Source organism: Avibacterium gallinarum (assembly GCF_002921135.1).
GTDB classification, from domain to species: domain Bacteria; phylum Pseudomonadota; class Gammaproteobacteria; order Enterobacterales; family Pasteurellaceae; genus Avibacterium; species Avibacterium gallinarum.
Genome location: NZ_PQVJ01000011.1, coordinates 356,203 through 376,003, shown reverse-complemented (window position 1 = coordinate 376,003; position 19,801 = coordinate 356,203). Strand labels below are relative to the sequence as shown.

18 protein-coding genes are annotated in these 19,801 nt (G+C 41.9%); 11 read left to right on the top strand and 7 right to left on the bottom strand.

The genetic code is table 11. The features are described from left to right. Window positions 1–14 precede the first annotated feature (14 nt). Window positions 15–1,043: an ABC transporter substrate-binding protein gene (locus tag C3007_RS05330; protein ID WP_103853451.1), complete on the bottom strand. Its 1,029-nt coding sequence runs from the start codon at window positions 1,041–1,043 to the stop codon at window positions 15–17. A gap of 26 nt (window positions 1,044–1,069) precedes the next feature. After that, window positions 1,070–2,110: an ABC transporter substrate-binding protein gene (locus tag C3007_RS05325; protein ID WP_103853450.1), complete on the bottom strand. Its 1,041-nt coding sequence runs from the start codon at window positions 2,108–2,110 to the stop codon at window positions 1,070–1,072. A gap of 270 nt (window positions 2,111–2,380) precedes the next feature. Here C3007_RS05325 and udk point away from each other — a divergent pair, with 270 nt between their 5' ends. The 4 genes from udk to C3007_RS05305 are packed head-to-tail and all read left to right on the top strand — an operon-like array spanning window position 2,381 to window position 6,177. Beyond that, on the top strand, window positions 2,381–3,022 hold the full coding sequence (gene udk, locus C3007_RS05320) for a uridine kinase (RefSeq protein WP_103853449.1): 642 nt from the start codon (window positions 2,381–2,383) through the stop codon (window positions 3,020–3,022). Window positions 3,023–3,030: 8 nt separating this feature from the next. Next, a complete protein-coding gene (gene dcd / locus C3007_RS05315; RefSeq protein ID WP_103853448.1) occupies window positions 3,031–3,615 on the top strand; it encodes a dCTP deaminase in 585 nt (194 codons plus the stop codon). A gap of 3 nt (window positions 3,616–3,618) precedes the next feature. Then, window positions 3,619–4,929, top strand: a complete 1,311-nt coding sequence (locus C3007_RS05310; protein ID WP_103853447.1) for an AsmA-like C-terminal region-containing protein — start codon at window positions 3,619–3,621, stop codon at window positions 4,927–4,929. A 57-nt stretch (window positions 4,930–4,986) separates the two neighbouring features. Then, entirely contained in the window at window positions 4,987–6,177 is a 1,191-nt protein-coding gene (locus tag C3007_RS05305; protein WP_103853446.1) for a sugar transporter, read from the top strand. A gap of 71 nt (window positions 6,178–6,248) precedes the next feature. On the opposite strand, the gene der is transcribed toward C3007_RS05305, so the two are convergent. Continuing rightward, window positions 6,249–7,778 (bottom strand): ribosome biogenesis GTPase Der, encoded by a 1,530-nt coding sequence (gene der / locus C3007_RS05300; RefSeq protein WP_103853445.1) that lies wholly within the window; start codon window positions 7,776–7,778, stop codon window positions 6,249–6,251. Window positions 7,779–8,069: 291 nt separating this feature from the next. On the opposite strand from der, the gene C3007_RS05295 reads away from it, so the two are divergent. From C3007_RS05295 to C3007_RS05280, 4 genes are all read left to right on the top strand, one after another. Beyond that, on the top strand, window positions 8,070–9,665 hold the full coding sequence (locus C3007_RS05295) for a lactate permease LctP family transporter (protein WP_103853444.1): 1,596 nt from the start codon (window positions 8,070–8,072) through the stop codon (window positions 9,663–9,665). Window positions 9,666–9,740: 75 nt separating this feature from the next. Beyond that, window positions 9,741–10,472: a (Fe-S)-binding protein gene (locus tag C3007_RS05290; RefSeq protein WP_103853443.1), complete on the top strand. Its 732-nt coding sequence runs from the start codon at window positions 9,741–9,743 to the stop codon at window positions 10,470–10,472. Between the two features lies 1 nt (window position 10,473). Next, window positions 10,474–11,886 (top strand): LutB/LldF family L-lactate oxidation iron-sulfur protein, encoded by a 1,413-nt coding sequence (locus C3007_RS05285; protein WP_103853442.1) that lies wholly within the window; start codon window positions 10,474–10,476, stop codon window positions 11,884–11,886. Further along, window positions 11,886–12,587 (top strand): LutC/YkgG family protein, encoded by a 702-nt coding sequence (locus tag C3007_RS05280; RefSeq protein ID WP_103853441.1) that lies wholly within the window; start codon window positions 11,886–11,888, stop codon window positions 12,585–12,587. Before C3007_RS05285 ends, C3007_RS05280 begins: the two co-directional genes overlap by 1 nt. A gap of 195 nt (window positions 12,588–12,782) precedes the next feature. Here the strand turns inward: C3007_RS05280 and typA are convergent, their stop codons facing one another. Further along, a complete protein-coding gene (gene typA / locus C3007_RS05275) occupies window positions 12,783–14,633 on the bottom strand; it encodes a translational GTPase TypA (protein WP_103853440.1) in 1,851 nt (616 codons plus the stop codon). 315 nt (window positions 14,634–14,948) lie between these two features. Here typA and glnA point away from each other — a divergent pair, with 315 nt between their 5' ends. Continuing rightward, window positions 14,949–16,367 (top strand): glutamate--ammonia ligase, encoded by a 1,419-nt coding sequence (glnA, locus tag C3007_RS05270; protein ID WP_103853439.1) that lies wholly within the window; start codon window positions 14,949–14,951, stop codon window positions 16,365–16,367. Window positions 16,368–16,439: 72 nt separating this feature from the next. Here glnA and C3007_RS05265 read toward each other — a convergent pair whose 3' ends face one another. The 3 genes from C3007_RS05265 to arsC form a co-directional block, all read right to left on the bottom strand. After that, on the bottom strand, window positions 16,440–16,733 hold the full coding sequence (locus C3007_RS05265) for a DUF5377 domain-containing protein (protein ID WP_103853438.1): 294 nt from the start codon (window positions 16,731–16,733) through the stop codon (window positions 16,440–16,442). Then, window positions 16,705–17,016, bottom strand: a complete 312-nt coding sequence (locus C3007_RS05260; protein ID WP_103853437.1) for an alternative ribosome-rescue factor A — start codon at window positions 17,014–17,016, stop codon at window positions 16,705–16,707. The genes C3007_RS05265 and C3007_RS05260 overlap by 29 nt, the downstream gene beginning before the upstream one ends. A gap of 80 nt (window positions 17,017–17,096) precedes the next feature. After that, window positions 17,097–17,447, bottom strand: coding sequence for an arsenate reductase (glutaredoxin) (gene arsC / locus C3007_RS05255; protein ID WP_103853436.1), 351 nt, complete (start codon window positions 17,445–17,447; stop codon window positions 17,097–17,099). Window positions 17,448–17,520: 73 nt separating this feature from the next. Here arsC and C3007_RS05250 point away from each other — a divergent pair, with 73 nt between their 5' ends. Next, on the top strand, window positions 17,521–18,588 hold the full coding sequence (locus tag C3007_RS05250; RefSeq protein ID WP_103853435.1) for an AI-2E family transporter: 1,068 nt from the start codon (window positions 17,521–17,523) through the stop codon (window positions 18,586–18,588). 231 nt (window positions 18,589–18,819) lie between these two features. Continuing rightward, complete coding sequence (gene dcm, locus C3007_RS05245; protein WP_103853434.1) at window positions 18,820–19,800, top strand: DNA (cytosine-5-)-methyltransferase; 981 nt, start codon at window positions 18,820–18,822, stop codon at window positions 19,798–19,800. Window position 19,801 lies beyond the last annotated feature (1 nt).

The following is a 19,801-nucleotide window of genomic DNA, read 5'->3' as shown; positions in this document are numbered from 1 at the left end:
CCGTGAAACACCGATTATTTCGCCAATTTTACTTCATTCACCCATCTGTCAATAAGATGACGGCGTGTTTCGTTTGAACCAAATTTATCAAAATTATAATCGATCAAATTCAAATCAGCAGGTTTGAGTGCGTAAGGTGAAGGCTCGGCATTAATGTTTGTGGCAACGTGATGAGATTGCGCTTCTTTCCACGACAATTCTTGCGCCTCTTTTGACATTACCCAATCAGCAAATAATTGTGCATTTTTTAAGTTACGCTCATTTTTAATAACGCTTACGCCACCAAGCTCATAACCTGTGCCTTCGCAAGGTACGACAAGTTCAATGGGCGCACCTTGTTGTTTTTCAAAAGAATAATTTTGTAAAAAACCGATACCAATCGCAGTTTCGCCCCTTGCTGTGTTGCGTGATGGGGCTGTTCCTGCTTTTGGATATTGTGAAATATTTTGATGGATTTGTTTTAGGTAATCAAAGGCTTTATCTTCTCCCCAAAGTTGCGTGAAAGTGGCAATGGCGGTGTAAGCCGTGCCAGAACTTTGTGGATCCGCAATTTGCACTTCATTTTTTAAGCGAGGATCTAATAGATCTTTCCAGCATTTTGGTGTTTCTGTAATACCCAGTTTTTTCAAACGTTCTGTATTAACGCCAAAACCTAAAACGCCCATATAAATAATAGAACTTTTTCCATTGCCAAGTTTTTGGAATTGTGTCATCACTTCATTGCGTTTCGGGAAATCATAAGACGCAATTAAGCCTAACTCGCCTGCTTGGAGGTGGGTATCAAAAGGGCCGCCAACCCAAACATCTGCTTGAGGATTATTTTTCTCAGCTTCCATTTTGGCAAGGGTACTGCCAGAACTATTACGAATAAAGGAAGTTTTTACATTGTATTTTTTCGCAAATCCTTGCACTGCCTTTTCGCATACAATATTCTGCGCGCTACAATAAACCACCAATCGCCCTTCAGCGAAAGCCATATTAGAAAGACTTAATCCTGCTAATAATAGACTAGATAAAATTAGATTGGACGTTACTTTTTTCATTACCCACCTCACTATGACAAAACTATTTACTGCGCCAATTTCACTTCATTAACCCATTTGTTAATCAAGCGTTTGCGTTCTTCTGATGCACCGTATTTCTCAAAATCATAATTGATGAGATTAAGTTTGGTTGGATCAAACGCAGTGGGTGATTGTTCGGCTGTGGTGTTGGTTAGTGTTTGGAAAGCGCGGCCTTTTTTCCACGCTAATTCTTGGCCTTCTTTTGATAATGCCCAATCCACGAATAATTTGGCGTTGTCTAAGTTGCGTGCGCCTTTTAAGATGCTCACACCACCGAGTTCATAGCCTGTTCCTTCGCAAGGCACGACTAATTCAATTGGCGCGCCCTGTTGTTTTTCAAGGGCGTAATCGTGTAGGAAGCCAATTCCTACTGTGGTTTCACCTCTGGCTGTGTTGCGTGAAGGGGTGATGCCCGATTTAGTATATTGAGAAATGTTCGGGTGAAGTTGTTTGAAGAAATCAAAGGTTTGATCTTCGCCCCATAATTGCACAAAGGTAGCAATGGCGGTGTACGCGGTGCCTGAACTTTGTGGATCAGCCACTTGAATTTCGCCTTTTAAGCGTGGATCGGTTAAGTCTTTCCAGCATTTTGGCACCTCTGTGATGCCTAATTTTTTCAAGCGTTCCGTATTTACCCCAAAACCTAGAATCCCCATATAAATGGCAGATGTGTAGTTGCCTTTAACTTTGGCAGGATCTTGGAATCTTGGCATAATTTGATCGACATTTGGCGAGCGGTAGGCTTCTAACAAGCCAAGTTCGCCAGCTTGAGATTGTGGATCGAGCGTGCCGCCATACCATACGTCAGCTTGCGGATTTTTCTTTTCTGCTTCAATTTTCGCAAAGGTACTGCCTGAACCATTACGGATAAAAGACGTTTTTACATCATATTTTTTGCCGAAAGCTTGGGTTTCAGCTTCACACATTTCATTTGTGGCGCTGCAATATACCACCAAGCGTCCTTTGGCTTGTGCTTGCACACTGAAGATTAAGGCAGAAGTGGCAAGTGCGGTGGAAATTGCGAGAGAAATTGCTTTACATTTCATTGTGGTACTCCTTATGGTTTGGCGGAAAATCGCCTAGATCATTGATTAATCTCAATTAAATGAGCCTAATCCTATCCGAATGGAGTAAAAAATGCTGTGAACCACTTCACAAAATGGAAGATTTCTTTCGTTTTATTTCATTAAAAGGGGGGAATTATTAGAGGCTGTTGATAACTCAAATGTCAAATGAATTATCAACAGCCCCTATAAAAAACAAAATTTTTCTTTATAATCCTACAATCACTGTAACTCGTCTAGTTGAGCCATATTATGTCAGATCAAGATTGCATTATTATCGCTATCGCAGGGGCTTCCGCCTCAGGAAAAAGCCTTATTGCCTCCACCATTCATAAAGAACTTCGTGATGAGCTAAGTTGCGAAGACATTGGCATTATTTCCGAAGATAGCTACTACAAAGATCAAACCCACCTTGCTTTTGAAGAGCGCATTAAAACCAATTATGACCACCCAAATTCAATGGATCGCGATTTGTTGTTACAACATTTGCGCGCCTTAAAAGCAGGGCAGGCGGTGGATATTCCCGTTTATAGTTATGTGGAACATACACGTACGGGTGAAACCACCCATTTTAAACCGAAAAAAGTGATTATTTTAGAAGGCATTTTGTTGCTCACGGACGAACGCATTCGCCAAGAAGCGAGTATTTCTGTATTTGTGGATACGCCGTTAGATATTTGTTTTATCCGCCGTTTAAAACGTGATATGGAAGAGCGTGGGCGTTCTTTGCAATCGGTAGTGGATCAATACCGTGCCACCGTGCGTCCAATGTTCTTACAATTTATTGAGCCGTCTAAACAATATGCCGATATTGTTGTTCCACGCGGTGGGAAAAACCGTATTGCAATCAATATGTTAAAAGCACAAATTAGACACCTGCTGAAAAGCAAATAGGGGGAAAAATGAGATTGTGTGATACCGACATTGAACGTTATTTAGATGAAGGCATTATCAGCTTAACGCCGCGCCCAGATAACGACAAAATCAATGGTGCGACCGTTGATGTGCGCTTGGGCAATTCTTTCCGCGTGTTTCGTGAGCATACCGCGCCTTACATTGATTTAAGCGGCAAAAAAGAAGAAGTTTCCGCTCAACTTGAAGCGGTGATGAGCGATGAAATTCTCATTGATGATGGCGAAGCCTTTTTTCTCCACCCTGGTGAACTAGCGCTTGCCACCACCTTTGAAGCGGTATCCTTGCCTGCCAATATTATCGGTTGGCTAGATGGACGTTCTTCCCTTGCTCGCTTAGGATTAATGGTACACGTTACGGCACACCGTATCGATCCGGGTTGGAATGGGCGTATTGTGCTGGAATTTTACAATTCAGGTAAGCTGCCTTTGGCATTGCGTCCGAAAATGGTGATTGGTGCGTTGAGTTTTGAAGTGCTAAGTGGTGAGGCAGCGCGTCCTTATAATCGCCGTCAAGATGCTAAATATAAAGATCAGCAAAATGCGGTGGCCAGCCGTATTGATAAGGATAAATAAACAATGAAAAAGAAAGCAATATGGCTAATCGCACTGTTGTGCGTGGGGCTGTGCTTTCTTTTTTGGCAGAAATCCCGTTTAACGGCGCAGCTTTCTGAGCGCCTTGCGCAGCAGCATATCCAAGTGGCACAAGTGGAAAGCCAGCTTTTCCCCACTCAATTATCCTTACATAATGTTAAGTTTCAACAAAAAGCGCGGTGGTTTTTCTTTGAAAAAATCGTGCTTGAACTCAATTCTACCGCGTTGCTTAGCGGTGAACTTAAGCTGAATGAAATTCAACTACACAACGGCAATATTGCTAACGCCCAATGGCAAAGGCTAAATTTTAGCCTAAAACCCACCGCACTTTCTTGGCAGGACATTGCCCATTTACTCAATGCCTTACCACAAAATGCCCCATTGAATTTACAGAAACCAGTGCAAATGGCGTTCAGCGCGCAGGCAACACGCGTAGCAAGCCAGATCCAGTTGCAAGGCAATGTGCAACTTTCTCATAATGGCTTAGTGTTTGAACAACTTACAGGGCAATGGCAGTTTGAACGCCCCCTTTATGGTGATGTGAAAACAATGGCGCTGCAGTTAAAACAAGGGTATTTACGCAGTGAAATGCAAGGCGAAACGAACCGCTATCAGCTTGATTTCACGGATTTGAGCATTAACCAAGTTCCCTTTTCGCAAGGCAAAATTTTGCTTGAATTTCAACCGCACTTTATTGATGGCAAACTTGCCTTGGCACCGCAAGGAAATGTGGATTTCCAATTTTATCAACAACCCGAGCGTATGCAGTTTTCCGCGCAAAATATCGCCATAGAACAATGGCTTGCCTTGTTTAAGTTGCCTGTGCTAGCAACGGGACAGGCGCAATTAAAAGGGGAAGTGGCATTTGTTGATCAACAAATTGAGCAAGGGCAGGCAAGCCTACAAATCGCCAATGGTAAGGTGAAAAATGTGAATTTGTTAGCCATTGTGGCACAACGTTTGCCGATTAATTATGATTCAGCGCGTTTGCAAAATATGGATTCACCCTTTGAAAGCCTTACCGCCCAGCTAATTTGGGATCAGCAAAAAATGCAATGGCAGAATTTGCAATTACGCGATCCTTACTTTCAGCTCGTAGGCGAAGGCACAGTGGATCAAGTGAGCCAACAATGTGATTTTCTCGTTAATCTCAATTTGCGTGAGAAAAAATATCAAAACTTCCGCTTGCCGTTGCATTTCTTCGGTGATTGCCATTCGCCGCAATATAAAATTGAGTCCACCCAAGGCTTAAAAAAACAGCTCAAAGATTTATTCAAACAACGCCTTTCTCGTTGAGCAAAATCTAAACTTCTGTGCTAGAATAGCCCACTTTTTTGCTAACCCTAATTTAAAATGTTATCTCCCAAAATTGTTCGCCGTGTAAAATTATGGCGTGTTATTTGTATGGCGTTTTCCGCCTTTATTTTCAACACGACTGAATTTATCCCTGTGGCGTTGCTTTCCGATATTGCCGAAAGTTTCCAAATGCCAGTCAGCCAAACAGGGCTGATGATCACCATTTATGCGTGGATTGTTTCTTTGCTTTCCTTGCCCTTTATGCTGCTCACCGCCAAGCTAGAGCGGCGTAGTTTGCTGATTAAGCTTTTTATTCTCTTTATTGTGAGTCATATTTTGTCTTGCGTGGCGTGGAATTTCCAAGTTCTTCTGATTTCTCGTATTGGCATTGCCATTTCTCATTCTGTATTTTGGGCGATCACTGCTTCGCTCACCGTTCGCCTCGCGCCAAAAGATAAAAAAGCACAAGCGCTCGGCTTGTTAGCAATGGGCAGCGCCTTGGCAATGGTGTTAGGCTTGCCGTTAGGGCGTATTATCGGGCAATGGCTTGGCTGGCGCACCACCTTTGGCGTGATTGGTGTGGTGGCGTTTATCGTACTGATTTTTCTGTATAAATTATTACCGCACTTAGTGAGCAAAAACGCCGGCACATTAAAAAGTGTTCCGCTATTATTCAAACGTCCGTTGTTGGTGGGGTTATTTGTTCTCACCGCCACTGTTATTTCTGCCCATTTCACCGCATACAGTTATGTTGAACCTTTTATGATTCAAGAAGTGAGCATCGCACCAACGGAAACCACCTTGATTTTATTGCTATTTGGCTGCGCAGGAATGATCGCCAGTATGCTATTTAGCCGTTTTCACCGCTTTGGGCCAGCAAAATTTCTACTGATTGCAATGAGCAGTCTAGCTCTTTCGCTCTTTGCTTTAGTGCTATTAAAAGGCCATTCCGCCTTTACTTATCCGTTGGTGCTATTGTGGGGCATTGGCATTGCAGGCATTGGTTTGAGCTTGCAAATTCGCATTTTACAACTCGCACCAGATGCCACGGATGTAGCAATGGCGATTTTCTCAGGCATTTATAATATCGGCATTGGCGGCGGCGCATTGCTCGGCAATCAAGTAATGCAACATTTGGGGTTGTCTTATATTGGAATGGTGGGCGGTATTTTTGCCTTGGTTAGCATTATGCTGTTTTTGGCGATTCATCTACGCTATCGGCATTTACCGCTACAAGCCGTGCAATAATGAAGTGCGGTGGAAAAATAGAAAGTTTTTGTGTGGGTAATAAAAAAGGCGATATTAAATCGCCTTTATTTTTATTTTTTAGATTTCTTAATAAATTTCATCAAACGTTTACGCTTACGCAGCTGATTTGGCGTGAGTTTATTGCGTTTGCCCGAGAATGGATTGCTGCCTTCTTGGAACATCAAACGAATTGGCGAGCCAATAATTTTCAGGCTGCGGCGATAATAGTTTGATAAATAACGTTTATAGCTATCTGGCAAGCGGTTAATTTGGTTGCCGTGTACCACAATAATTGGCGGATTATAGCCACCAGGGTGAGCGTATTTCAATTTAATACGGCGACCGCTAACCATTGGCGGTTGATGTTCGTCCGTTGCCATTTGCAGAATGCGTGTGAGCATTGAAGTCGTCATTTTTTGCGTAGCGCAAGCATAGGCTTCTTTAATAGAATCAAACAGATTGCCCACGCCACTGCCGTGCAAGGCAGAAATAAAATGGACGCGAGCAAAATCAATGAAGTCTAAACGGCGATCTAATTCTGATTTCACGCGATCTTTTACTTCTTGATCTAAGCCGTCCCACTTGTTCACCACGATTACTAAAGAACGCCCTGCATTTAGGATAAAGCCGAGCAAGGAAAGATCTTGATCGGAAATGCCTTCACGCGCATCAATGGTGAGTAGCACCACATTGGCTTCTTGAATGGCTTGTAAGGTTTTGATCACAGAGAATTTTTCCACCGTCAAATGCACCTTACCGCGTTTACGCACGCCCGCCGTGTCGATAATGGTGTATTGCTGACCATCACGTTCCATTGGAATGGAAATACTATCGCGCGTTGTGCCGGGGAGATCGTAAACCACCACGCGATCTTCGCCTAAAATGCGGTTAGTGAGGGTGGATTTCCCTACGTTAGGACGGCCTACAATGGCGATTTTGATGTTTTGCTCTTGCTCGCTTTCTTCTTCCGCAAGGGCTTCATCTAATAGCTGGCCATCTTCTTCGTTATTAAAATCAAATTCGTGATCCCATTCATCTTCTTGATTTTCTTCGTTATTTTGTACCGCACTTTGGTTTTGCTCGGCCTCTTTTTCAGCATTTTGTTCAGCAAGTGGCGCAAGCACTTGTTCCATTAAGGCGTTCACACCACGGCCCTGTGAGGCGGCGATTTGTACCACTTCGCCTAAACCAAGCTGATAAAATTCCGCACAATGGGAATCTGCATCAATACCGTCTGTTTTATTGGCAACCAGCACGGTGGTTTTATTTTGGCGTTGGCGTAAATATTGGGCGATGCCAATGTCGGCGGAAGTCAGCCCTGCGCGTGCGTCCACCAGAAATAACACGATGTCAGCTTCTTCAATGGCAAGCAAGGATTGCTCTGCCATTTTTTCTTCTACGCCTTCTTCTGTGCCATCAATACCGCCAGTGTCAATTACGATAAAATCATAGCCAGCGATATTGGCTTGGCCATATTTGCGATCGCGAGTTAAGCCGGGGAAATCGGCTACAAGGGCATCACGGGTGCGCGTTAGGCGATTAAATAAGGTGGATTTTCCCACATTTGGGCGACCCACAAGGGCAACTACGGGAGTTGTCATAAAAACCTCTATATTCGTTAGGGCAAATTTTCACAGCAAAAACAAAGTGCGGTGAAAAAATAATAAGTTTTTTGCAAAATTGGCTAATTATAGCGGATTTTGCCCTTAATGAGAAATGGCTTATCAGATTAACGCGGGGATAACTATAAGGAAGTATTTTTAGCAAAATGTTAAAAATTTTTGTGATCACCGTCATAATTTCTTAACAAATGTTTTACTAAAACGTTTAAATCAGCATAGAATGGCGCTCTCATTTAAGTCATAACATTAATTATTGATGGAGTAGTTTGTATGGCTCTTTTTCTTAGTATTTTTCCGATTGTTTTATTAATTTATTTAATGGTAAAACGCAATGCGTTGCCATCTTATGTGGCATTGCCGTGGATTGCGGTAGTGGTATTAATTATTCAATTTATTTTCTTTGGCACAGATATTTCTATTGTGAGTGCCAATGTAACAGCCGCATTGGTGGCGGTTCAAACGCCAATTACGGTAATTTTTGGTGCGATTTTATTTAACCGTTTTTCTGAAATCTCAGGTGCAACGAATACCTTGCGTAAGTGGTTAGGTAATATTAATCCAAACCCTGTTGCACAAATTATGATTATCGGTTGGGCATTTGCCTTTATGATTGAAGGGGCGAGTGGCTTCGGGACGCCAGCAGCGATCGCTGCGCCGATCTTAGTGGGCTTAGGCTTCCCGCCATTAAAAGTGGCAATGCTTGCCTTAATTATGAACTCTGTACCGGTTTCCTTTGGAGCAGTAGGGACGCCAACTTGGTTTGGTTTCGGCCCATTAAATTTAACGGATAACCAAATTCTTGAAATTGGTTCAATGTCAGCGCTTATTCACTCTTTTGCCGCATTAATTATTCCATTAATGGCGTTACGTTTAATCGTAGGTTGGAGTGAAATTCGTAAAAACCTTGTGTTTATTTATATCAGCATTTTCGCTTGTGTTGTGCCTTATTTCTTATTGGCCCAAGTGAACTATGAGTTCCCATCATTAGTGGGTGGTGCAATTGGTTTATTGGTGTCTGTGTTTGTCGCAAATAAAGGCATTGGTTTAGCCAAAGTAGAAAATAACCTTGACGATAACGCAGTAAGCACAGGGCAAGTAGTGAAAGCCTTATTGCCAACAGGGTTATTAATTGCGATTTTAATCGTAACACGTTTACAACAGTTACCATTCAAAGCAATGATGAACGATGCGACAACTTGGTTTAGCGTACAATTAGGCTCGTTAGGTTTATTTGAAATTAGCCACGGTTTAATTTTCAGCTTAAAACAAATTTTTGGTACACCGGTGAATGCAAGCTATAAATTGCTTTATGTGCCAGCATTAATTCCATTTGTGGTAACGGTATTAATTTCAATCCCATTATTCGCATTATCAGCAAGTAAAACCAAAGATATTTTTATGGGCAGCTTAAGACAAACTCGCACCCCATTCTTAGCCCTTGTTGGTGCGTTAATTATGGTGAACTTGATGCTTGTGGGTGGCGATAATTCAATGGTGAAAATTATCGGTAGAAGTTTTGCGGAAGCCACAGGCGAATATTGGACATTATTTGCGTCTTACTTAGGGGCGGTGGGTGCGTTCTTCTCTGGTTCAAACACCGTTTCTAACTTAACCTTTGGTAGCGTTCAGCTTTCCACTGCGGAAATTACTGGTCTTTCCGCGACCCTTGTACTTGCCCTGCAATCTGTTGGCGGCGCAATGGGGAATATGGTGTGTATCAACAACATCGTTGCGGTAAGTTCGGTATTAAATATTGATAAACAAGAAGGCACAATCATTAAGAAAACCATCGTTCCAATGATCGTTTATGGTATTATTGCCGCACTTGTTGCACTCTTTATTATTCCACTTTTCTTTAACGTTTAGTGTGAATTATTACAAATCAGGCGGAGGCAACTTTGCCTGATTTCTCATTTCTATTTGATTATGTTGGAGTAATTTATGAACGTAAATTTTTACGTTACTTGTATCGCTGATGTGGTAAAAGCAGGCGTTGCAAAAAACACCGTATTATTACTAGAAAAGCTCGGCTGTAATATTGTATTCCTTGAAAAGCAAGGTTGCTGCGGTCAGCCTTCCCTGAATAGTGGTTATACCAAACAAGCCCTAGCTGGAATGAAAAACTTGGTAGAAACCTTTGAAGTCAATGATTATCCGATCGTTGCCCCTGCGGGTTCTTGTGTTTATGCGATTAAAACCTATCCTGAATATTTTAACCGTTTTGATGAGCCTGAATGGGCAGAACGCGCGCAGAAAGTGGCTGATCGTTTTTATGATTTAACGGATTTTATCGTCAATAAATTAGGCGTAACCAATGTAGGCGCGACTTTAACAGGAAAAGCGGTATATCATCCATCTTGTAGCTTAAGCCGTAAATTAGGCATTGTGAACGAGCCTTTAACCTTATTACAAAATGTGAAAGGGCTAGAATTATTGCCAATTCACAACCAAACAACTTGTTGCGGTTTTGGTGGAACATTCTCGGTGAAAATGGCGGAAATTTCTGGTGAAATGGTAACGGAAAAAGTGGAACATATCACGGAAGTTCACCCTGATTATTTAATCGGAGCTGATGTCAGCTGTTTGCTCAATATTGGTGGACGTTTAAGTCGTGAAGGCAAAAAAGTGAAAGTGATGCACATTGCCGAAGTATTAATGCAGGAGGGAAAATAAGATGTCATTAAAAACCAGCAATCTTGCATTTAAAAAACGTGTGGATAATGAAATTCACAACGACATTATGCGTAAAGCCATTGTAATGGCACAAGAACGCATCGGCACAAATCGCCAAAAAATGGTGGACGAACTTGGTCATTGGGAAGAATGGCGTGATGAGGCAAAGCATATTCGTAACCACGTTTTAGCTAATCTTGATGCTTACTTATATCAATTAAGCGAAAAAGTGACTGAAAATGGCGGGAAAGTGTATTTTGCTGAAACCGCTGAAGATGCCACCAATTATATTCGCCAAGTTGCCCTTGAGAAAAATGCCAAAAAAATCGTGAAATCCAAATCAATGGTAACCGAAGAAATTGGTATGAACGAAGTGCTGGAAGCCGAAGGTATCAAGGTGATTGAAACGGATTTAGGGGAATATATCCTACAAATTGCCGGGGATCGTCCTTCTCATATCGTTGTGCCAGCCATTCATAAAGATCGCCATCAAATTCGTAAAGATTTACACGAAAAATTAGGCTATGACGGCCCAGAAACGCCAGAAGCAATGACCTTGTTCATTCGTGAAAAAATCCGTCAAGATTTCTTGGAAGCAGACATCGGTGTGAGTGGGTGTAACTTTGCGGTGCCAGAAACAGGCAGCCTTTGCTTGGTTACCAACGAAGGAAACTTACGTCTTGCTACCACTGTGCCAAAAACGCACATTGCAGTAATGGGAATGGAGCGTATTGCACCCACTTTTGAAGAAGTGGACGTGTTAATCACAATGCTTGCCAGAAGTGCCGTTGGGGCAAAATTAACTGGTTATAACACTTGGCTCACAGGCCCACGTCTTGCAGGCGAAACGGACGGTCCTGAAGAATTTCATTTGGTTATCGTGGATAACGGACGTTCTAAAATTCTCGAAAGCGAATTTAAAGAAGTATTGCGTTGTATCCGTTGTGGTGCGTGCTTAAATACTTGCCCAGCCTATCGCCAAATTGGTGGACACGGCTATGGATCAATTTATCCCGGTCCAATCGGCTCGGTGATTTCACCCTTATTAGGCGGTTATGAAGACTTCAAAGAATTGCCGTATGCCTGCTCGTTATGTACTGCCTGTAACTCTGTTTGCCCAGTGAAAATTCCATTGGCACAGCTCATCTTAAAACACCGTGAGCATATTGCCCAAAGTGGTATGACACCAACCGCAGAGCGTTTATCTATCTTTGGTTTCAACTTTGCCAACTCTCACCCAACCTTATGGAAAGTGGGCGTGAATGTAGGTGCGAAAGTGGCAAGCAAATTCATCAAAAATGGTAAAGCACCGCTTGAATTTGGCGCATTGGCCGAATGGACAAAAGCGCGCGATCTGCCAAGTGCTGATGGCGAAAGTTTCCGTGAATGGTTTAACAAAAGAGAGGCAAAATAATGGACGCACAAAATAGAGAAAACTTCCTAAACAAACTTGCGGAACGCATGGGGCGTCCACGCCAGCTTGTGCCAGAGCCAATGCCTGCGCCGCTAAATGATTACGCCACAACGCGTTTAACCGATCTTGATCCGCAAGCCTTATGCCAAACTTTTATTGAATCGGCAAAAGCGATGATGGTTGATGTGATCGAAACCAACGAAGCGGAAGCAAAAAGTGCGGTGCTTTCTGCCTGCGAAAAATATGGCGGTGGGTCAATTATTCTTACTGGCGATGAACGCTTAGAGCAACTTGGCATTACACAAGATGTACAAGCCAATTATGATGCGGATATTTGGTTACCACAGAATGGCGAAGAAAACTTAAAACACGCAGAACAAGCCAATATCGGCATTAACTATGCAGAATATGGCTTGGCTGAATCAGGTGGTGTCGTGCTATTTTCGGGCAAAGACAAAGGTCGTTCAGTGAGCTTATTGCCAGAAAAATCCATTGTTGTGGTGCGTAAAAGCCTTGTTTTACCGCGTGTGGCACAGCTTGCCAAAATTCTTCACGACAAAGCCGTGTTAGGGGAAAGAATGCCATCTTGCGTAAACATCATCTCAGGCCCAAGTTCCACCGCGGATATTGAGCTAGTTAAAGTAGTAGGTGTGCACGGCCCGACAACGAAAGTGTATGTAGTGATTGACGATCTTGCTTAATCGCGACTGAACGATGATAACAAGCCGAATGGATTTCCGTTCGGCTTTTTTGTTTAACCTGAGTTTGAGGTTTAGTAAAGATTGCTTTAGAAAAAATGGGGAAGAATAGCAGAGTTTGTAATAAGAAAAGAGCGGTGGGAATTTGCTAAAAATTCAGCAAAAAACCACCGCACTTTTTATTAGTAATAATCAGAATTAATGGGTGCTTGTGCTAGTTGTTGTACGGTTAGCACGTTTGCGTTCCATTTCAGTGAGTAATTTCTTACGAATACGCACTGATGTTGGGGTAACTTCTACTAATTCGTCATCATCAATAAATTCAATGGCTTGCTCAAGAGAGAAGCGCACAGGCGTGGTTAGCGCGATAGCATCGTCTTTTCCTGAAGCACGCATATTGGTGAGTTTTTTCCCTTGTAAGCAGTTTACCGTCAAATCGTTTGAACGGCTGTGAATACCGATGATTTGTCCTTCATACACTTCCACACCGTGATCGATCATCAGCTTACCACGTTCTTGTAAGCCCCATAGCGCATAAGCGAGGGCTTTGCCCGTACCGTTAGAAATCAACACGCCGTTTTTGCGCTGACCGATTTCACCTGGTTTTACATCGTCATAATGGCTGAATGTGGAGTAGAGTAAGCCTGTTCCTGACGTCATTGTCATAAATTCATTACGGAAACCGATTAAACCGCGGCTTGGGATAATATATTCTAAACGGGTGCGTCCTTTGCCGTCTGGAATCATATCTTTCACTTCACCTTTGCGGATACCCAAGGCTTCCATTACCGCACCTTGATGTTGCTCTTCAATATCAATGGTTACTTGCTCGAATGGCTCTTGTTTGCGACCGTCTTCTTCTTTAAAGATAACTTTCGGACGCGATACCGCAAGCTCATAGCCCTCACGGCGCATATTTTCGATTAATACAGAAAGGTGCAATTCACCACGTCCTGAAACACGGAATTCATCTGGGTTTTGGGTTTCTTCCACACGCAATGCCACATTATGCACAAGCTCTTTGTTTAAGCGCTCTAAAATTTGGCGTGAAGTGACGAATTTCCCTTCTTTACCGCAGAATGGGGACGTATTTACGCAGAAGAACATCGTTACCGTTGGTTCATCAACGCTCAAGGCTGGTAAGGCTTCTACATTGTTTACATCACAAATGGTGTCAGAAATATTGAGTTCGCCTAAACCGGTGATCGCCACAATATCCCCCGCTTGCGCAAGATCTTCTTCATAGCGTTGTAAACCTAAATGACCTAACACTTGGCCGATTTTGCCGTTGCGTGTTTTGCCTTCGCTATCAATAATAGTTACCGCTTGGTTTGGTTTTACCGTACCACGTTTGATACGACCAATCCCGATTACGCCCACATAGTTGCTGTAATCAAGCTGGGAAATTTGCATTTGGAATGGTGCATCGAGTTCTACTTTTGGCGGCTCAACGTGTTGTACAATGGCTTCAAATAATGGCGTCATATCTTGTGCCATATCTTCGTGTTCTAAGCCTGCCACGCCATTTAGCGCAGAAGCGTAAATAATAGGGAAGTCGAGTTGTTCGTCTGTTGCGCCAAGATTCACGAATAAATCGAACACTTGATCCACCACCCAATCAGGGCGTGCGCCTGGTCTATCCACTTTGTTAATCACCACGATAGGTTTTAAGCCGTGAGCGAAAGCTTTTTGCGTTACGAAACGGGTTTGTGGCATTGGGCCGTCAAAGGCGTCCACCACTAACAATACGCTATCCACCATAGAAAGCACGCGCTCTACTTCACCACCAAAATCGGCGTGTCCTGGGGTATCTACAATATTTATACGGTAATCGTTCCAGTTAATTGCGGTATTTTTTGCAAGAATGGTAATGCCACGTTCTTTCTCAAGATCATTGGAATCCATCACGCGTTCGTCCGCGTCTGCACGGCTTGCTTCAAGCGTGCCTGACTGCTGTAATAATTTATCAACAAGCGTGGTTTTTCCGTGGTCAACGTGAGCAATAATTGCGATGTTACGCAATTTGTTAATATCAATGGTATCTGTCATTTGAAAAGTCTTTTGTTATCAATAATGATGTTTGAATAATGTGCAATGTTGTTAGCAAGATTGCACGAAAAGGTTGCAGATTATACAACGTTTTGCCACATTGAGCTATGAATAATTGGAAATAAGTGGATTTCTATCTTTTGGAGAGAATTTCACAAAGTGCGGTGTAAAAATTCATGATTTTTTTACCGCACTTGAGTGAAATTAAAATCACGCTCGCCCCTTGAATTTTGCAGGTGATGTGATATTTTAGCCAGCGTGCATCAAGCACACAGCATCTCAACTCTAGCAATCATATTTATGAGGATTATCACTATGTCAAATGAAGCGGCCGTTGCCAATGTGTTTAAGTTAATCGAAGAAAATGACATTAAGTTTGTTCTTCTTCGCTTTACCGATATTAAAGGAAAAGAGCACGGCGTATCCTTACCTGTTAACCTAATTGATGAAGATTTATTTGAAGACGGTAAAATGTTTGACGGTTCATCGGTGGAAGGTTGGAAAGCCATTAATAAAGCAGATATGTTATTAATGCCAATCGCTGAAACCGCCGTAGTAGATCCTTTCGCACAAATCCCAACCTTATCCCTTCGTTGCAGTATTTATGAACCAACCACAATGCAAAGCTATGATCGCGATCCGCGTTCTATTGCGATCCGAGCAGAAAATTATATGCGCTCAACAGGCATTGCAGACGATGTGTTTTTCGGCCCAGAACCTGAGTTTTTCTTATTTGATGATGTTCGTTTTGGCTCGGCAATGAATGGCAATTCTTATGTGGTCGATGATATTGAAGGCGCGTGGAATACCAACAAAATTTATGAAGGCGGCAACAATGGTTATCGTCCACTCACCAAAGGCGGTTATTGTGCGGTTGCGCCAAATGATACCGCGCACGATATTCGTTCAGAAATGTGCTTATTGCTAGAAGAAATGGGCTTGGTGATTGAAGCTCACCACCACGAAGTGGCCACCGCAGGACAAAATGAAATTGCCACCAAATTTAACTCGCTCACCTTAAAAGCGGACGAAACGCAAATTTATAAATATGTGGTGCAAAATGTGGCGGCAGAACACGGCAAAACCGCCTGCTTTATGCCAAAACCAATCACAGGCGATAACGGCTCAGGAATGCACTGTAATATGTCCTTAAGCAAAGACGGCAAAAATATTTTCCAAGGGGATAAATACGCAGGGCTGTCTGAAACCGCACTTTACTACATCGGCGGGATCATCAAACACGCCAAAGCCTTGAATGCCTTTACTAACCCTTCAACCAACTCATACAAACGCTTAGTACCGGGCTTTGAAGCGCCTGTATTATTAGCTTACTCAGCAAGTAACCGTTCGGCGTCAATCCGTATCCCAGCGGTAACTAGCCCGAAAGCGATTCGTATTGAAGCGCGTTTCCCTGATCCAATGGCAAACCCATATTTAGCTTTCTCGGCATTATTAATGGCTGGCTTAGATGGTATTGTGAACAAAATTCACCCAGGCGATGCAATGGATAAAAACCTGTATGATTTACCACCAGAAGAATTAAAAGAAATTCCAGCCGTAGCAGGATCATTGGAAGAAGCATTAAACGCATTGGAGAAAGATTGCGAATTCTTAACCCAAGGCGGTGTGTTCAGCAAAGATTTCGTTGATGCCTTTATTGCGATTAAACGCAAAGAAGTGGAACGCTTAAATATGACGCCACACCCAGTGGAATTTGAAATGTATTATGCGTAAAAGCAAATAGTGCTTAACAGTAAATAAAAAAGAGCGGTTGAAAAATCGCTCTTTTTTTAGTTATCAATCAGATTAAGCTTTCACCCCTAAATTCCCAATTTTTACGCCTAAGAATCCTAGCGCCACAGGGTCAAGGTATTCGCCTAAAAATTTGAATAATTCGGTTAAATCAGTAAAAGTGCGGTTGATTTTTACTTGATCTTCCACTTTGCGGGTGAATTCATAGGTGATCTTTTCCCCGTCAATATGGGCATCAAGCGTGATATAAATTTTCTCAAAAAAATGACTGTGCGCGCCTTCCTCACCAGGATCGCTAATTCGTACGTTCCATTCGTTGCTAAATAAACATTCTGTTCTGATTGACATAATGACTTCCTCTATTTGCTATTTTTGTTAAGAAAAACCCGATTATAAAATCTCTGTTGCCAAAAACTTGATAATCGGGCTTTTCAAAATATTTCCCTTGATGTTTCGCTTTTCGCTGATAACTGCCTTTACCTTTTCGTTTCTTTTCAATGCGTTGGCGAAATAATTTGTCGGATAATAATGCCTGAATGGCGTTATCTCGGATTGTCCCTTTATTATGCTGATAGGTGGTGCAACCTTGCACATCAGCAACGGGCGCAAAAGATTTTTTCTTTTTCATCATTGCCTCTCAATAAATAAAATGGGGAAAAATAATGCCCGCTCAATGATTATGGCGGAGCGGGCGTTATTATAGCGAAGAAATTATAAAATTGCTAAAACACTTTCTGGCGGGCGGCCAATTTTGGCTTTTTCGCCATTCACCACAATAGGGCGCTCAAGCAAGGCAGAATGCTGTGAAATAGCTTTGAGCAACTGTTCTTCGGTGAGTTCAGGATTATCAAGCTGCAAAGTGCGGTATAAATCGTCCTTAGTTCTCATCATTTCTCGCACGCTGTTAAGCTGCAACTTTTGCGCAAGCTGTTGCAAGAACTCAACGGAATATTGCTTTTCTAAATAAAGCTCGATTTCAGGCTCAATCCTCTGCTGTTGTAATAAGGCAAGGGTTTCGCGGCTTTTGGAACAACGTGGGTTGTGATAAATTTTAACAGTCATAGAAAATTCCTTGTATTAAATCAGCTTCATTTTACCTTATAATCAGCACAAATTCTCGCCGAAAGGAGCTTTTATGTTAGAAATGTTGAAAAATTGGTATAAGCGCCGATTTAGTGATCCGCAGGCAATGGCATTACTCGCCATTTTGCTGTTTGGCTTTATCGCCATTTATTTTTTTAGTGATTTACTTGCGCCGTTATTGGTGGCCATCGTACTGGCTTATTTGCTGGAAATGCCAATCCGCGTGTTAAATGAAAAACTCAAATTCCCCCGCTTACTAGCCACCATTTTAGTGCTTGGCGGCTTTATTAGTATTGTGCTGATTATCGCGTTGGTACTCATTCCGACACTGGTTAACCAAACCATTAATTTATTCAGTGAATTGCCACATATGTTTAATTCGCTCAATGACTGGCTACTTTCCTTGCCTGAGCATTATCCTGAAGTGGTGGATTACCAAATGATTGACAGCTTCTTCACCAGTGTGAAAAGCAAAATTTTAGGCTTTGGTGAATCAGCGCTCAAACTCTCAATTTCGTCTATTATCAGCCTTGTGAGCCTAGGCATTTACGCTTTCCTTGTGCCATTAATGGTATTTTTCTTATTGAAAGATAAACAAGAATTACTCACTTACATCAGCGGATTTCTGCCACGCAACCGCAAACTGGCCGATAAAGTTTGGCAAGAAATGCAAAAACAAATCGCCAATTATATTCGCGGCAAAATTATTGAAATTCTAGTGGTTGGGGTGATTACTTATGCAATCTTCCTCTTTTTCGATCTTCGCTATGCCTTGTTGCTCGCTGTTGCCGTGGGGTTATCCGTGCTAGTGCCTTATGTGGGGGCGGTGTTAGTCAGCATTCCCGTGGCGTTAGTGGCAATGTCGCAATTCGGCATTACACCGACTTTCTGGTCATTAATCGCCGCATATGTGATAAGTCAAATTTTAGACGGAAACTTGCTTGTGCCATTTTTATTCTCTGAAGCGGTAAACCTTAATCCGCTGACCATTATTGTCGCCGTGCTGATCTTCGGTGGATTATGGGGCTTCTGGGGCGTGTTCTTTGCGATCCCGCTTGCTACCTTAGTCAAAGCCGTAGTGCATTCTTGGCCTTCCGATGAAAGTGCGGGGCAAAATTAAGGGATTTTTATCTCAAAAACGCCCATACAAAAGTGCGGTGAAAATTTTTATATATCTTATGAGAGTTATCGCACTTTATTACTTTGCTACAATATGGATAAGCAGCAATACAGAATACTGCCCCTCAAATAAAAGGCTATTAGTTTTTATCCATTTGATTTCATATAAGATCTTCTTTATCCTACTAACTCTCGAAATAGTTTATCACACGTCATAAGGAATCAATAATATATGCATAAAATCCGTACTTTCTTAGATCTTTGTTCGGGTATTGGTGGAGGTCGCTTAGGTTTGGAGCTAGCTGGACTAAAAAGCATTGGTTATTCGGATACAAGTAAACTTGCTGTTCGTACTTATAAATTAATGCACGATACAACGAATGAACCTTACTACTATAATTTAAAAAGAATCAATACCGAGAAATTACCACTTTATGATTTATTAATTGCTGGATTCCCATGTCAAACATTCTCTGTTATAGGTAGAAAAGAGGGATTCTCAGATAATAGGGGACAAATCATATTCCATATAGTAAGAATACTCGAAAATACACAACCAAAATGTTTTCTTTTAGAAAATGTTAAAGGTTTAGTTACCCATGACAAAGGAAATACAATAAAGATAATTATCGATGAATTAAACAGGGTTGGATACGATGTAGTCTATAAGGTTCTTACAAGTCTTGAGTATGGGGTCCCTCAAATGCGTCAAAGAGTTTATTTTATTGGTGTAAGAAAAGATTTAGGAAAAGATATATCAGACTTCAAATGGCCTGAGCCAATTGAAAAGCCACCTTTATCTAATTTCTTAATTGATAATAATATAGCAACTTCAGAAAGACTGGAAATTCTCTCTTACTATTTAAAGAATCCTGTAAATAACGGAAGATATACCGTAAATGATATTAAGAATATGGAGGGGAAAATAATTGATACTCGAATGAATGATCTTAGGATTTATTGCGATCGTTGTCCCACATTAAGAGCACAACGAGATGGTGTTCTATATGTGAAGGAACACACTATATATCAACTAACAGGTTATGAAGCATTACTTTTGCAAGGGTTTCCAAAAGAGTACGCAGATAAAGTAAAAAATGAAGTTTCTGATCGACATCTTTTGATGCAAGCCGGAAATGCCATGACCGTAAATGTAATTCACATGCTTGGTAACTCAATAAGAAGTTTTTTTCAAGATACAACAGAGGACTAAA

Coding starts and splice junctions, on each gene's coding strand:
- typA (WP_103853440.1), bottom strand. CDS start 14,633: ATGACAGATACCATTGATATTAACAAATTGCGTAACATCGCAATTATT.
- C3007_RS05290 (WP_103853443.1), top strand. CDS start 9,741: ATGAACGTAAATTTTTACGTTACTTGTATCGCTGATGTGGTAAAAGCA.
- C3007_RS05330 (WP_103853451.1), bottom strand. CDS start 1,043: ATGAAAAAAGTAACGTCCAATCTAATTTTATCTAGTCTATTATTAGCA.
- C3007_RS05305 (WP_103853446.1), top strand. CDS start 4,987: ATGTTATCTCCCAAAATTGTTCGCCGTGTAAAATTATGGCGTGTTATT.
- C3007_RS05325 (WP_103853450.1), bottom strand. CDS start 2,110: ATGAAATGTAAAGCAATTTCTCTCGCAATTTCCACCGCACTTGCCACT.
- dcm (WP_103853434.1), top strand. CDS start 18,820: ATGCATAAAATCCGTACTTTCTTAGATCTTTGTTCGGGTATTGGTGGA.
- udk (WP_103853449.1), top strand. CDS start 2,381: ATGTCAGATCAAGATTGCATTATTATCGCTATCGCAGGGGCTTCCGCC.
- der (WP_103853445.1), bottom strand. CDS start 7,778: ATGACAACTCCCGTAGTTGCCCTTGTGGGTCGCCCAAATGTGGGAAAA.
- C3007_RS05285 (WP_103853442.1), top strand. CDS start 10,474: ATGTCATTAAAAACCAGCAATCTTGCATTTAAAAAACGTGTGGATAAT.
- C3007_RS05260 (WP_103853437.1), bottom strand. CDS start 17,016: ATGATGAAAAAGAAAAAATCTTTTGCGCCCGTTGCTGATGTGCAAGGT.
- C3007_RS05295 (WP_103853444.1), top strand. CDS start 8,070: ATGGCTCTTTTTCTTAGTATTTTTCCGATTGTTTTATTAATTTATTTA.
- arsC (WP_103853436.1), bottom strand. CDS start 17,447: ATGACTGTTAAAATTTATCACAACCCACGTTGTTCCAAAAGCCGCGAA.
- C3007_RS05310 (WP_103853447.1), top strand. CDS start 3,619: ATGAAAAAGAAAGCAATATGGCTAATCGCACTGTTGTGCGTGGGGCTG.
- dcd (WP_103853448.1), top strand. CDS start 3,031: ATGAGATTGTGTGATACCGACATTGAACGTTATTTAGATGAAGGCATT.
- C3007_RS05280 (WP_103853441.1), top strand. CDS start 11,886: ATGGACGCACAAAATAGAGAAAACTTCCTAAACAAACTTGCGGAACGC.
- C3007_RS05250 (WP_103853435.1), top strand. CDS start 17,521: ATGTTAGAAATGTTGAAAAATTGGTATAAGCGCCGATTTAGTGATCCG.
- C3007_RS05265 (WP_103853438.1), bottom strand. CDS start 16,733: ATGTCAATCAGAACAGAATGTTTATTTAGCAACGAATGGAACGTACGA.
- glnA (WP_103853439.1), top strand. CDS start 14,949: ATGTCAAATGAAGCGGCCGTTGCCAATGTGTTTAAGTTAATCGAAGAA.